This is a genomic window from Nostoc sp. C110 (assembly GCF_043099725.1).
GTDB lineage: Bacteria > Cyanobacteriota > Cyanobacteriia > Cyanobacteriales > Nostocaceae > Nostoc > Nostoc muscorum_A.
The window spans coordinates 355,662-370,479 of record NZ_CP171148.1 but is presented as its reverse complement, the minus strand read 5'-3'; the positions used below and the strand labels follow the sequence as shown (position 1 = coordinate 370,479).

Annotated in this window: 10 protein-coding genes and 1 pseudogene; 9 read left to right on the top strand and 2 right to left on the bottom strand. The window is 41.3% G+C overall.

Translation table 11 applies throughout. The features are described from left to right. Positions 1–275 precede the first annotated feature (275 nt). From ACFFRD_RS07390 to ACFFRD_RS07375, 4 genes and pseudogenes are all read left to right on the top strand, one after another. Positions 276–3,548 (top strand): annotated as a pseudogene (locus ACFFRD_RS07390) (phycobilisome rod-core linker polypeptide); the annotation flags it as partial. A 392-nt stretch (positions 3,549–3,940) separates the two neighbouring features. Then, on the top strand, positions 3,941–4,426 hold the full coding sequence (gene apcA, locus ACFFRD_RS07385) for an allophycocyanin subunit alpha (protein WP_012411145.1): 486 nt from the start codon (positions 3,941–3,943) through the stop codon (positions 4,424–4,426). 65 nt (positions 4,427–4,491) lie between these two features. Further along, positions 4,492–4,980 (top strand): allophycocyanin subunit beta, encoded by a 489-nt coding sequence (apcB, locus tag ACFFRD_RS07380; protein ID WP_012411144.1) that lies wholly within the window; start codon positions 4,492–4,494, stop codon positions 4,978–4,980. A gap of 223 nt (positions 4,981–5,203) precedes the next feature. Next, positions 5,204–5,410, top strand: a complete 207-nt coding sequence (locus tag ACFFRD_RS07375; protein ID WP_012411143.1) for a phycobilisome linker polypeptide — start codon at positions 5,204–5,206, stop codon at positions 5,408–5,410. Between the two features lie 192 nt (positions 5,411–5,602). On the opposite strand, the gene ACFFRD_RS07370 is transcribed toward ACFFRD_RS07375, so the two are convergent. Continuing rightward, the gene (locus ACFFRD_RS07370; protein ID WP_392480983.1) at positions 5,603–6,604 is read right to left on the bottom strand and encodes a hypothetical protein; all 1,002 of its coding nucleotides are present in this window, start codon (positions 6,602–6,604) and stop codon (positions 5,603–5,605) included. 498 nt (positions 6,605–7,102) lie between these two features. Here ACFFRD_RS07370 and ACFFRD_RS07365 point away from each other — a divergent pair, with 498 nt between their 5' ends. The 5 genes from ACFFRD_RS07365 to ACFFRD_RS07345 all read left to right on the top strand — a co-directional run bounded on the left by ACFFRD_RS07365 (position 7,103) and on the right by ACFFRD_RS07345 (position 12,464). Beyond that, a complete protein-coding gene (locus ACFFRD_RS07365) occupies positions 7,103–7,870 on the top strand; it encodes a class I SAM-dependent methyltransferase (RefSeq protein ID WP_392480982.1) in 768 nt (255 codons plus the stop codon). Continuing rightward, positions 7,867–8,601 carry a TenA family transcriptional regulator gene (locus ACFFRD_RS07360; protein ID WP_392480981.1) on the top strand — a complete coding sequence of 245 codons (735 nt, stop codon included), beginning with the start codon at positions 7,867–7,869 and terminating at the stop codon, positions 8,599–8,601. The genes ACFFRD_RS07365 and ACFFRD_RS07360 overlap by 4 nt, the downstream gene beginning before the upstream one ends. Before the next feature lie 304 nt (positions 8,602–8,905). Then, a complete protein-coding gene (locus tag ACFFRD_RS07355) occupies positions 8,906–9,457 on the top strand; it encodes a heme NO-binding domain-containing protein (RefSeq protein WP_012411139.1) in 552 nt (183 codons plus the stop codon). 10 nt (positions 9,458–9,467) lie between these two features. Continuing rightward, positions 9,468–10,916: a sensor histidine kinase gene (locus ACFFRD_RS07350; RefSeq protein WP_392480980.1), complete on the top strand. Its 1,449-nt coding sequence runs from the start codon at positions 9,468–9,470 to the stop codon at positions 10,914–10,916. A 345-nt stretch (positions 10,917–11,261) separates the two neighbouring features. Further along, positions 11,262–12,464, top strand: a complete 1,203-nt coding sequence (locus tag ACFFRD_RS07345; protein WP_392480979.1) for an FtsW/RodA/SpoVE family cell cycle protein — start codon at positions 11,262–11,264, stop codon at positions 12,462–12,464. 68 nt (positions 12,465–12,532) lie between these two features. On the opposite strand, the gene ACFFRD_RS07340 is transcribed toward ACFFRD_RS07345, so the two are convergent. After that, positions 12,533–14,815, bottom strand: a complete 2,283-nt coding sequence (locus ACFFRD_RS07340; RefSeq protein WP_392480978.1) for a hypothetical protein — start codon at positions 14,813–14,815, stop codon at positions 12,533–12,535. Positions 14,816–14,818 lie beyond the last annotated feature (3 nt).

Sequence of the window (14,818 nt, the reverse complement as noted above, 5' to 3'; positions counted from 1 at the left end):
TTTCTGAGTTACAAAACTTAGATTTGATCTCAGCCAAACAAGAGTATGTACTCTTGAGACTGGATGTATCTAAGCTACAGGTTCTACACACTTCTTAATAAACCAGCCTTGAGAACGCAAAACGTTCTAATCTAAAAGCTAACTGGGTTAATTTACTGGCAGTTTTGCAGGCAATACTCTCAAGTTCATAAAGCATAGAGACACCGATGTGTCAAGCCTCAAAGCGACCCAGATTTAACATATATAACGATTATGATGGGAGTTTTACAAAGCCGATGAGTGTTAAGGCGAGTGGTGGAAGCTCAGTTGCGCGTCCGCAACTATATCAAACCCTAGCTGTAGCGACAATTACCCAAGCCGAGCAGCAAGACCGCTTTTTGGGAAGTGGTGAACTTAATGAACTGGCAAGCTATTTTGCATCTGGTGCAAAGCGTTTAGAGATTTCCCAGACGCTTACAGATAATGCCGAGATTATTGTGTCTCGCGCTGCCAACCGGATTTTTGTCGGTGGTTCGCCAATGGCTTTTTTAGAAAAGCCCAGAGAAGCAGAACTAGTAACTGCTGGTGGTGGTGGTGCTAATGTTCAGCAAGGGATGCAACTAGGAACTGTAACCTATGTTGAAAGTCGTGGCGGGTTCCTAGAAAATTTACGATCAATATTTAACTCATCCCCCAGCGGCCCAGTACCCGCAGGTTTCAGACCAATTAACATTGCTCGTTATGGGCCGAGCAATATGGCCAAGAGCTTACGGGATTTATCCTGGTTCTTGCGCTACGCTACTTATGCGATCGTTGCTGGTGACCCCAACATCATAGCGGTGAACACACGGGGTTTACGGGAAATAATTGAAAATGCCTGCTCTGGTGAAGCAACGCTGGTAGCTTTGCAAGAAATCAAAGCCGGATCGCTTTCCTTTTTCCGCAAAGATGCTGAGGCTACAGAAATTGTGTCTCAGTACATGGATGTTTTGTTAACAGAATTCAAAGCAGCCACACCTTCAAATAAAGTCCGTCAACGTCCCTCTAGCGACCAGCAAGGGTTGCAACTGCCGCAAATTTACTTTAATGCAGCAGAACGCCGTCCCAAGTTTGTGATGAAAACTGGGTTGTCAGCTAGCGAAAAAAATGAGGTAATCAAAGCGGCATATCGGCAAATTTTTGAGCGCGACATTACCCGTGCTTATAGCTTGTCCATATCTGACTTAGAATCCAAGGTAAAAAATGGCGATATCTCCGTGAAGGAGTTTGTTCGTCGTCTTGCTAAATCTCCCCTTTACCAAAAACAGTTTTACCAGCCTTTTATTAACAGCCGAGTCGTCGAACTTGCTTTCCGCCACATTTTAGGACGGGGCCCAAGTAGCCGGGAAGAAGTGCAAAAATACTTCTCGATTATTTCTAATGGTGGTCTGCCAGCCTTGGTAGATGCCTTAGTCGATTCTGCTGAATACGGCGACTATTTTGGTGAAGAAACAGTACCTTACCTCCGGGGTCTGGGGCAAGAAGCACAAGAATGTCGCAACTGGGGGCCGCAGCAAGACCTGTTTAACTACAGTGCGCCTTTCCGCAAGATACCTCAGTTCATTACCACATTTGCGGCTTACGAACAGCCACTACCAGACCAACATCCTTACGGTTCTGGTAATGACCCCCTGGAAATTCAGTTTGGTGCGATTTTCCCGAAAGAAACTCGCAACCCCAGCACCCGTCCGGCTCCTTTTGGCAAGGATACCAAACGCATCCTGATTCACCAAGGGGCAGGGATTAATAACCAAAATAGTAACCCCAAAGCGCGGGGTGAAGCTCCTGGTACTCTTGGGCCCAAGGTGTTCAAATTAGACCAGCTGCCTGGTACTAGAGGTAAAAAAGCTGCCAAAAATTCTAGCGTCAGATTCTCCGAAAGCTCCACGCAAGCATTGATTAAAGCTGCTTACCTGCAAGTTTTCGGTCGCGATCTTTACGAAGGTCAGCGCCCGAAGGTATTAGAAATCAAGCTGGAAAACGGTGACATCTCTGTACGGGAGTTTATCCGTGCTTTGGCTAAGTCGGATGTATTCCGCAATCTGTACTGGTCATCGCTCTATGTTTGTAAAGCGATCGAGTATATTCACCGCCGCTTGTTGGGTCGTCCGACTTATGGCCGTCAAGAAATCAACAAGTACTTTGACATTGCTTCCAAACAAGGCTTTTACGCAGTAGTTGATGCGATCATTAACAGCGTAGAATACAGCGAGGCATTTGGTGAAGATACAATTCCTTACGAACGGTATCTGACTCCCGGTGGTGTATCTGGGCGGCAATTGCGCGTTGGTAGCATTCGTGAAGATGTTGCAGCCAAAGTCCAGAAGGAAGTAACGCCAAGCTTTGTGACACTGGGTACAGTCACAGAAAAACGGTCAGAACCAGATATTCAGTTCCGTATTAACCAAGGTGTTAGCAAGCAACGCGAACAAACCAAAATCTTCAAACTGGTTTCCAATACCAGCGACAAGGTTGCAGTGAAAACCTTGATTAGCGCTGCCTATCGTCAGATTTTTGAGCGCGATATTGCACCCTACATCGCTAAAAATGAATTTACGGCGTGGGAAAGCAAGTTGGGGAACGGCGAAATCAGTGTGAAGGAATTTATTCAAGGTTTGGGTTACTCGAACCTCTACCTGAAAGAATTCTACACACCCTACCCCAACACCAAAGTGATTGAGTTGGGAACCAAACACTTCTTGGGACGTGCGCCATTAGACCAGGCAGAAATCCGCAAATATAACCAAATTTTGGCTACTCAAGGGATTCGTGCCTTTATTGGTGCTTTGGTAGACAGTGTGGAATATAACCAGGTATTTGGTGAAGATACGGTTCCTTACCGTCGCTTCCCAACCCTACCTGCGGCAAACTTCCCGAATACCGAGAAGCTATACAACCAGCTGACCAAGCAAAATGATGACGTAGTTGTGCCTAGCTTTAAACCCGTGCAAGCACGTGTAGGAGTTAGTAACGATACGCCACTTTTGACGCAGGCGATCGCAGATATAGCAACCCAAACAAACGGTATCAACAAAAGCAAGCCCGCTTTTGCTGAACTGGGTCGTTCCTACAACGATGGTAGCGGACAACCCGTAGAACTAGGTGTGCGTAAACATGCACGCATTTACCGTCTAACAGAAAGCGCAAACCAAGCCGAAACACAACAGGTAATCAACGCCATTTACTGTCAGGTATTGGATGTATTTAGCGGTGAAGTGCCTGATAATTTCCGCTGTACTGACCTAGACAGCAAACTCCAGAATGGTGAAATTTCCGTGCGGGAGTTTGTGTGTGAACTAGCTAGTTCCGAAATCTATCGTCAGCGCTTCTTATCACCTTATCCTCATGCCAAGGTCACTGAGTTCCTCTTCCGTCACCTGTTGGGGCGTACACCCGCAGATCAGGAAGAAATTCGCCAGTGCAACCAGCTGCTAACTGATAGTGGTTTATCGGCTGCTGTAAAAGCAATAGTCGAAAGTCCAGAATATAGCCGCTACTTCGGTGAAGATGTTGTGCCTTACAACCGCTTCTCAATAGGGAATAGGGAATAGGGAATAGGGAATAGGGAATAGGGTACAGATTATTTCCTGTGCCCTGTACCCTGTGACCTTCCCCCTTCGTAACCTTTCGTAATATTGCTCTCAGATTACAGCTAAAACAGGGAATTCTGAAAGGTAATATTACAAAGTGTTAAGAGCAGTCATAAATGCTCAACAGAATGCCGGAAAATGTTTTGCGGAAGGTAACTGAGTTTAGAAGCTTGTGTACTTGTGTTGACTCAAGAAAACTCGTAATTAATTAGTCGTAGCAGTTATCAAACTGTTGTGTCTAAAAGGACGAGAGAACGAACTCAGTAAACCAAATTTAGAGTCTCACCAGTTTAATCAAATCCTGGTTTCATTTGTATTGGAGGAATCCATTAATGAGTATCGTCACGAAAGCTATCGTGAATGCTGATGCAGAAGCTCGCTACCTCAGCCCTGGTGAATTGGATCGGATCAAATCCTTTGTTGCCAGTGGTGAACGCCGCGTGCGGATTGCTCAAATTTTGACAGAAAATCGTGAGCGGCTGGTTAAGCAAGCTGGCGATCAATTGTTCCAAAAGCGTCCTGATGTTGTGTCTCCTGGTGGTAACGCTTACGGTCAAGAATTGACTGCTACTTGCCTGCGTGACCTAGATTACTACCTCCGCCTCGTTACCTACGGTATCGTTGCTGGTGATGTTACACCGATTGAAGAAATTGGTGTTATCGGTGCGCGTGAACTGTACAAGTCCTTGGGAACTCCTATTGATGGTGTTGCTGAAGGTATCCGTGGGTTGAAGAATGTAGCTACTACATTGCTGTCTGGTGATGATGCTTCTGAAGCTGGTACCTACTTCGACTACCTAGTTGGTGCCCTGCTATAGGGTGATGCTGTTTCCCTGCCGAAACAGAAGTATTGCAATACGGTTGGAAATAAGGAATTAACAACATGGCTCAAGACGCAATTACCGCTGTCATTAACTCCGCAGACGTTCAAGGTAAATACTTAGACAACTCTGCTTTAGAAAAACTAAAAGGCTACTTCGCTACTGGCGAACTGCGGGTACGTGCTGCTAGCACCATCAGCGCTAACGCTGCTGCGATCGTCAAAGAAGCTGTAGCAAAATCTTTGCTATACTCTGACATCACCCGTCCCGGCGGCAACATGTACACCACCCGCCGCTATGCTGCTTGTATCCGTGATTTGGACTACTACCTCCGCTATGCCACCTACGCTATGTTAGCTGGCGATCCTTCCATTTTGGATGAGCGTGTATTAAATGGCTTGAAAGAAACCTACAACTCTTTAGGAGTTCCCGTTGGTGCTACCGTGCAAGCTATCCAAGCAATCAAGGAAGTAACCGCTAGCTTGGTTGGTTCTGACGCTGGTAAGGAAATGGGCGTTTACTTAGACTATATCTCTTCTGGCTTAAGCTAAGAGCTAGTTTGCGCTTAAGAATTTAGGTGCGGCTTTATTAAGGTCTGGAAATCAACCGTGAGTGCTAGAACGTTATATTGCTTATCTTGGTAAATTATCAGTGATGAGTGTTGGTGGTCTAGTATTGATGTTTGATTTCCAGCCTTGGAATGATTAAAAGATTTGCACTCAAGATTTTGAGATAAAAAAAGTTTTCACAAAGTTTACAGGAGATTTTCAAAATATGTCCCGTTTGTTTAAAATTACTGCTCTAGTTCCCAGCCAAACCCGAATTCGTACCCAACGCGAACTGCAAAATACCTACTTCACTAAGCTAGTTCCCTATGAAAACTGGTTCCGTGAACAACAACGTATTCAAAAAGCAGGCGGCAAAATTATCAAAGTAGAACTGGCAACTGGTAAGCAAGGCGCTAATACTGGCTTGTCGTAATTTTGTAAATAGAATATTATTTTAGGGAATTAGTAAGAGGTTGAAAAAGACCTCTTTTTTGTTGAGAATTAATATTACAAAAAATCTGTTTTCTATTTCGGAAAATTTATGAATCTAGGTATATGGGTTGATAAAAATTGATAAAGAGGTCTAATACCAGACCTCTTTTTTTGTTACTTATATTTCTGAAAGTTAAGAGTTGAACATTTCTACAAGGCGATAACCACGAGTATATAGCGGAACTGGAGCGCCAGAATTCTCTTTTTTCCTGGCTTGTTCACAACTTTCATCAAATACAATTAGCGTTTCCTTACCAACTTTCAGCCAGTCTTCATAAGGCACGCTCATATCTTCTTCAACACCACCAATACTAGGTACTACCATTGCCCGATAAGCTTCATTGAATTTTCTGCGGAACCGGAAATCTACAGAAATTCTTAGACCTTCAGTTTTCCTTCTTACCGTTTGGTGCAATCCACGGGCATCATTAAAGTACATTGTGCCGTGTTGTAGTTGTGTTTCTGTATAGGAGACAACCATTGGAACATCCTGGCCTTCAGCAAAGTCTGACATTACCCGCATCACCTGTAGTTCCATTTCGCGGGGCATCTCACCTGCTTCAATGGTTATATTATCGATATCGCCAAATAGTGGCAGAACCACTACAGTCGCATCAGCAGCAACACCTGCCCAGACATCGCTATGGCATTTTGAGCTAGCGAAGGGCAAACTCAATTTTTTTGCATCAGTCTTACCATAAACTATGCGGAGATTGACTGGTAAATCTACTGCATCAATCAGTTCATTTGCTCCTAATTGGTAGAAAGCCTCAGCTACGCTTGTTTGAAAGAGGTTAAATGCTAGAGTATGTTCTCGCTTGGGCATCAAAAGACCAGTACCAGTGTAGTTCGGTAATGTATTTCTTGCTTCCAATAGTCGTTCAAGCATTTCAGCTTCTGAAAGAATTATGTGACTATTCAGACACGCTGAAATATAACCCGCAGCAGCAATGCGGATCTGCTGGAACAACTCAGGCTTTAATGTGTGTTCAAACAGTAATCGATACTGTCGCCTTGTAGCAATTTTATCAGCAAGCTCATCAAAGAGTCGATCGCCAAGTTGAGAGAATGTGATCGCCCGATCATATTCTACGCGATCGCCCACTACTGACTTGGCTAACAGTTCTTCTAACATGATCTCTTCCAACGTTATTCTAAATTATTTAAATCACTCATACATCCCAAGCCATTTCATTTTAAAAACGATCTGACTATTACAACTTAACAAGATTATTCTCCTTATACTTCGTAAAATATACTGTTTACTTTCTATTATTTATCTTGATTTAAAGAGTTAACTTTAACCAGATTAGTAAAGTATATGTAAAGTTAAAGCTTAAGCCTCAACATATTTATATGTAAAGTAGCCATTAACTAAGTATTTTGAAAACTTTATGAAGTCTGATTAGATTAATATTTTTATATTTAAAGAAATTAAGAAGTTAAGAATATTTCAGTTAGGTTTTATCTTGAAACCTATCATTTTTTACGCAAAATTAACCATAAAGCAAAAATCAGTAAAATCAACATTAGCATTAAATTAGGTAAATGTTACAACGTATATAGTATTAAATTCTTATAAACCCCGATTGATTAAAACCAACATAACTCTAATATAAATAGATAGTTAAAAATGTCAAATAATCACAAAGACTCAACTATAAACTTATACAATTGCACAGCATCAGACTGGATTAGAGGAGAACCTAGTTCTCTCTCAGACTTTACAGCACGCCCTTCTGTACTAGAGCTTTGTGAGCCTGTTAGTGGACTGCGAGTAGTTGATATAGGTTGTGGAGAAGGTTATTGCAGTCGAGAATTACATAGGCGTGGTGCTGCACAAGTATATGGAATAGACCTCTCCCAAGGCATGATTGAAGCCGCAAAGTTGCAAGAAGTAGAACATCCTTTAAGTATTAGCTACGAAGTAGGATGTGCTACCAATCTCAAGCAGTTTGATGATGGCGAAATTGACTTAGTTGTTGCAGTATTTCTATTTAACTATTTGACAATTTCTCAAACCCAAGAATGTATGGCAGAAGTTGCACGCATTCTTCGTCCCGGCGGTCGATTTGTATTTAGCGTTCCCCATCCATCTTTTCCATATATGCGGGAGGCAGCATATCCGTTTTATTTTCAAGTTGAGGGTGCAGGCTATTTTAGTAAGCGAGATCAGCAGTTTCCTGGTCGTATTTGGAAACGAGATGGCTCCTGGTTAAATGTCCAATTGATTCACAAAACTCTTGAAGATTACTTTAATGCCCTTAGAATTGCTGGCTTTAATACTATGCCAATTTTACAGGAATTGCGTGTAACTTCAGAACATATCGCAGTAGACAAATCATTTTTTAGCCCCTTACTTGACCAACCACTCCATCTAGCCCTACAAATATCACGATGACACAGATATCTTCTTTAGCGAGAAATTCTTTCCGTGAAATAACAGTTAATCATCCTTTATGGAACCATGAGTTCCTAATCCATTGTCGGGCTGGAAATTTATTTTTACCAGACGTACAGATACTAGCTGTTCAGATGTACAAATTCTCCAAACAATTTAATCGGATCTTGGCCAGTATCTTATCTTGTTGCGAAGATGAAAGTAGTCAGTTAGTCATCTTAGAAAACCTATTTGACGAAATGGGACAGGGAGATATAACTCAGTCCCACCCAGAGTTGTTTCGTCAATTTACCCGCGCCCTTGGTATCGACGACGAAACTTTGGCAGCACTACCCACTGTACCTGAAACTTGTGCCCTGATTGAAACTTACTTGCAGATGCCACATAAATATGGCTACTTAGCTGCACTAGGTGCTGTCTGTTATGCTTCCGAAGGGATTGTTAGCTCACTCTACACGCAACTATATAAAGGAATTATTGGTGCTGCTCCCTTACCCAAAGAAGCTCTGATCTTTTTTGAAGTCCATATTGATGTAGATGATAGTCATGCAGCAAAGCTAGCAGCAGTGATTGAACCTCAAATTACCATGAATGAGGAGGATATCAAGGTAAAACTGGCTATTGTTGAAGCTATGGATGCGCGTGTCCAATTTTTTAATGGAATTCAGCGTCAAATCTCTAAATACAGCTTGTATCCTGATTCATGGGTGCATTTTGATGCATTGCTGTAGTATTGTGTCAAGTTTAAATTGATGGGTAAATAAGTTTGTAGTAAGGACTTTAGTCCTTACTACAAATCCTCAAAACTAGCTGGGCAAAGCAATAAGTAAAAATACGGTTGTAACAATGAGGATTTGTAGCATTAGAATACAAACAGTTTTACTTGTTTTTTTGGGATTTTAAATCTGTAATAAAACATTTTCAAAGTATAACTACAGAAAACTTTGTCATTTAAATAACCTTTTTAAGAAATTAGTTGTCGAGTCTTGGGTAAATTCACAAAGCAAAATTAGGTGCAGTCATCAGGAGGCTTCCATGTACGGTTTAGTGAACAAGGCGATTCAAGACATGGTATGCAGTCGTTTTGGCGAAGAGACTTGGAAACAAATTAAGCACAAAGCAGAGGTGGACGTAGATGTTTTCCTCAGTATGGAAGGCTATCCCGATGACATCACCCACAAGTTGGTAAAAGCTGCTAGTGTCATTCTAAGTTTATCTCCCAAACAGATTATGCAAGCCTTTGGGGAATTTTGGGTTCAGTACACAGCCCAAGAAGGCTATGGTGAAATGCTGGACATGAGTGGAGATACACTGCCTGAGTTTTTAGAAAACCTCGACAATCTTCATGCTCGTGTAGGAGTTAGCTTTCCTAAACTCCAGCCCCCATCATTTGAGTGTACTGATATGGAGGAAAATTCTCTAAGTTTACACTATCGTTCTGATCGAGAAGGGCTAACTCCAATGGTTATTGGTCTAATCAAAGGATTGGGAACAAGGTTTGATACAGAAGTTCATATTACCCAAACCCAGAATCGGGATGAAGGTGCTGAACATGATGAATTTTTAGTGATTTATAAACCAAATTGAGTGCAGCAGCATGGCTCCTCCTCAGCTTACGCTTTCACCAGAGTTACTGGCGAAAGCTTTTCCCTTCCACTTTGCATTTAGCCGTAATCGTGAAATTGTACAAACTGGTGAGGTCTTGGGGCGTATTAGTCCTGAGCCATTAGTTGGTAAATTGATTGAGCAGCATTTCCAGATTAATCGTCCAAAGATTCTGATTGATTTTGATGCTATTAGTAAACAGCCTCGTGCCCTATTTATTTTAGAGTTTCTCCACAATGGAATGCAGCTCAAGGGTCAGATGATGTATCAACCAGAGGAGGAGGTAATATTTTTTTTAGGTTCTCCCTGGATTACAGATACAACTAGCTTGTCTCCTTTGGGTATCAAACTCAAAGACTTTGCGATTCACGACCCAATTGTTGATTTTCTGTTTCTACTACAATCTCAAAACACCGCTTTGGGTGATGCCAAAAAGTTAACAAGCGAACTGAAACAACAAAGGGCACAACTGCGAAGTGCGCTGCAAATTAAGGAGAACCTAGCGGAAATTGCTGAGGCTCAGGCTAAAAGATTGGAAAAATCCCTCCGGGAGCTACAGCAAACTCAAGCCCAATTGGTTCAGGCTGAGAAAATGTCCAGCCTGGGGCAGTTGGTTGCAGGAGTTGCTCACGAAATTAACAACCCCGTTAACTTTATTTACGGGAATTTAAAATATACAAAAGATTATACACAGTGTTTGCTGAAGCTTGTGCTTCTTTACCAGCAATTTTATGCTAATCCTGTGCCAGAAATTAAAGAATGCATTGATGAAATCGAGTTAGATTTTTTACTAGATGATTTGCCCAAAATTCTAGATTCGATGCAAGTAGGAGCCGAAAGGATCTCTGAAATTGTCTTGTCTCTGCGAAACTTCTCTCGTCTTGATGAAGCAGGAATGAAAAAGGTTGATATTCACCACGGACTAGATAGTACCTTGCTGATTTTACAGAATCGGTTTAAGAATAGCGTAGATCATCCTGAGATCAAAGTAGTTAAAAACTATGGAAACTTGCCTTTGGTAGATTGCTACGCCGGACAACTCAATCAAGTGTTCATGAATATTATCAGTAATGCCATCGATGCACTCGAAAGCCATAACGATAAACGCGCGATCGCAGAAATTCATGCTAGTCCGAATAAAATTACAATTACTACAGAAATTATTGAAACAAACTGTGTTATCCGAATTGCTGATAATGGTTCGGGAATGACAGAAGCAGTTAAGGAACGACTGTTTGATCCATTTTTCACAACTAAGCCTGTGGGTAAGGGTACAGGATTAGGTTTGTCAATTAGCTATCAAATTGTAGTTGAAAAACATAGGGGAACACTGAAATGTTTATCAGAACCCGGACAGGGTACTGAGTTCTGGATTGAAATTCCCCTCTCTATGGACACACAAGCAGTTGATTGCGTCAAATCGTTGAGTTATGTTTTATGAATTATGAGAATTAAGAAATGCTTGTAGTGGGAGAGAAGCACTAAGCATTTATTTTTTAACTCTCTGAATTCTCAATTATTTTTAAAACTACTGTATTTAATGTATAAAATAATTTCTCAGTTTATGTGTAGTGATGCCATCTCTAGGGGATGGTAATCATAGCTTGTTTCGTCTAAGGGTATGGCATTCCTAGCCAATCAAATTTGTCAAAAATATTTAACTAACGGTGTATTGAAGTTAACAACTCTAAGATTTATGGTTGCAAAGCTTACTTATGAGTTATAAGTTATGATTTATGAGTTTTATTTCTAACTCCTAATTCCTAACTTTTTACCTGTACTGCTCGTGAATCTACGCCGCCTGATTCCAATTTTTGATAGTTCAGTCTCCAACTGGGCACTAGAAGCGCGTTTGTTGCGCTGGTTAACTTTGATTTGGCTGTTTGTCGGCTTGATAATGCTATTTTCAGCATCCTATCCCGTCGCTGACGCACGTCAGAGTGATGGACTGTACTACTTTAAGCGTCAACTACTTTGGGTCTTAGTTTCTTTAATCGGATTTAATATTATTGTTAATTTGCCGTTGCAGAAAATTTTGGGAGTATCCCATTGGTTTTTGTTGCTGTTTTTGGCATTAATTTTCGTCACACTAATCCCAGGATTGGGAAAAAAGGCTTTTGACGCAGCCCGTTGGATTGCGATCGGACCAATTCCTATTCAACCTTCAGAATTAATTAAACCCTTTTTGGTGCTGCAAAGTGCGCGGCTTTTTGGTCAGTGGCAACGTATTAGTTGGCGGGTTCGCTTTGCTTGGTTGGGTATTTTCGGTTTGGTAATTTTAGGAATTCTTGCCCAGCCCAACTTAAGTACAACAGCACTTTGCGGTATGACTATTTGGCTAATTGCTCTCGCGGCTGGCCTACCTTACAAGTACCTGGGAGGAACAGCAATTGGCGGAGTAATGTTGGCGATACTCAGTATTAGCATAAAAGAGTATCAGCGTAAGCGGGTGATGTCATTCCTCAATCCTTGGGCGGATGCTACAGGAGATGGCTACCAGTTGGTGCAAAGTCTACTAGCTGTAGGTTCTGGTAGGACTTGGGGAGCCGGGTTTGGGCTTTCTCAACAAAAACTGTTTTATTTACCGATTCAGGATACCGATTTTATTTTTGCCGTGTTCGCTGAGGAGTTTGGCTTTGTTGGCAGTATGGTGTTGTTGGCACTTTTAGCTACATTCGCCACCCTCGGATTAATTGTGGCGCTGAAGGCTAAAAATATAGTGCATCGATTGGTAGCGATCGGTGTGACGATTTTGATGATAGGACAATCACTGCTCCATATTGGTGTAGCTACAGGTTCTCTACCAACTACAGGCTTACCTTTACCCATGTTTAGTTATGGTGGTAATTCTATGATTGCTAGCTTAATAGCTGCTGGGTTGCTGATTCGGGTAGCACGCGAGAGTAATGAAGCTGAGGTAGTACCGTTACGAAAACCCCTGTTTCAAAATGGGCGAAGACATCGAGGTTTCCAAAAAAATAAGAATTGAGTTAGTTGGAAATAGGGCAAGCAACCTTTCACAGCCTATCGAGAATGTGCCTAAGAGCCTGATAAAACTTACCTCTGAGGTAATGGGCTTTGAAATGGGTTCGGTGGAATTGGGTTAATGCTAGGTATAGGAGTAGGTACTACTTTTTTGAGGACTGTGATTACAAATCCTTTTTGCTGGGGTGGTTGCTTATTAGATATATCATTAACTTGCAGCGTGATTTGAGGTGGGAAGGCTAGATTAACTGGAAACTGCTTTGAGTCACTCAATGCAACTTCATCGCCGTATGGTAGAAGTTTAACTTGAATATTTTCTTTTTCCCCTTCTACTCTCCAACTCAGGGTAGCAGTTGTTCCTTCGTTGAGAACCAGATTTGGTTGATCGCTACCGTTGATTGTGAAAGAAACAATCCTAAATGGTTTTGGTAAAATTTCTATTTTAGATTCAGTCTTTTTAAAACTATTTTTTTGACTTCCATTAGAAAAAGCTTTGATTTGAAAGGCAAATTTTCCTGCTTTATATGCAGGTATAGGGATATTTGTACATCGTAGCTCTTGATTTTGTTGTGTACATAGATTTTTGAGCTTAGGGTCTGCAAGATTACCTTGATTAATTTTATAAACAATTGGTTCGCCGTAGGATGTCTCATCATCTGCACTGCCACCAATTTGAATTTGTTGCAGCAGTAATGGACGCGCAATAGTCCAACTTAAAAGAATATTTTGACCTTTTATATACTGTGGTTTATCTGTTTGAAAATTAACAACTTCAGCAATTGGTTTCTCAGCTATTTCTACTTGGGTTGTTTGGGTTGCTACTTGATTACTTCGAGAAAATAACTGTATACCATTTTGATAAGAAGCTTGTAACTGAAAAGTGTAATTTCCTTTTGTTTTCACTCCAGTCTTCACGTTACTACAAATAAGGTCTTGTTCTTCTTGTATCTGACAAAGAGGTGTACTTCCCTTACCCAGTGCCTCAGGAATGCCATTGCTAAAGTCATAAATAATAGGCTCAATAGGTTGGGAACCTTTAGCGGTGAGAACCAATTTTTGCAACTGTTTATAGTGGTGAATTTCCCAGTTCAAAGCAACCTCATCACCTTCAGTAATTTGAGAGTCTTTTGCACTAAAATTTTCTAATTTCAAAGGATCGGGATTTAAAATTCGCCAAATGATAAATCCTATCCCTCCTAATAATCCCAAAATTACCAAAATTAACAGAATAAATTGCCACAAAGGACGGGGTTTCCATATCAAGCTGCCTTGAGGCAATGTGTTAGGTAGGGGTAAATTTTTTTGGTCTTTGATGTCGAGTTGAAAGTTAACCACTAACCCTGCGCCAAACCACGGTTTTCGCCACCAAGGTCTGGGTTTGACCGTCAAGTTGGCCACAGCACTTCTATTTGGTAATAATCTTATTTCAGTCGGATCAAATTTGTAAGTATATAGTTCTTCTTCGTCTCGACTTTTTAAGCTTAATATCAGTTCACGGACAATATTACCCTGGTTCGCTAGTGATAATTCATACTTACCCAGACTACGGCTAACTTGTCCCAAAATTGTATGAAGTTCTATATCTAAGCGATAATTTGTCGGAATTTGAATGTACACCAAGTCTAGTAGTACTAAGTCGGGAGAGTTTTCCGAATACAAGCGGATTGTAGGAGAATAGCTTCCTGCGAGTGTATCCCCAGGTGGGTGAAATTTCAACAATATTTGACCTTTAGTACCAGGGTTCAGTTCTAGCGCAGTAGCTTCCGATACTAATCCAGAACCCTCATATCCGCTTGCAGGATAATTAATTGTGAACCAGTCTTCGTCTAAATCTGGACAACTCAAGCGGAACCTATCGACGAGATAAGAGCGATTATCAACTATAATCTCTACTTGCAGAGGCTCACTAGGATTGAAAATTAGTGGCTTGTTGGGGTTGGTGTTAGGTCTAATGGAAAATGTCGGGTCATTCACCCGAATTGCAGTCTGTTCTTGTAGCAGAACCTTAATTTGGTTTGGGAAGGTTATGGGTGTATCTTGAGGATAATGTAGAGGTGAATCTACGACTAATGTATAGTCATAGGTTCCGGGAAGAGTATTTGCGGCAATTTGAAACTCAAATCTTACTTCATCACTATTCTGTTGGGAAGCTAATGCTAAACTTTCTCTAGGAGAACTAGACCAACCGGTTAAATTTTGAAATACTTCGTCAAAAACAAAATGTAAGTCAATAACCGCATCTTGGTCTCCTTGATTGATTACAACAACATAGAGTTCAATAGTATCTCCTGGCATTCCAAATTGAATTCCAGGTGGGTTGATAATAACTTGCAGTGGATTGAATTTAGCTTGCATATC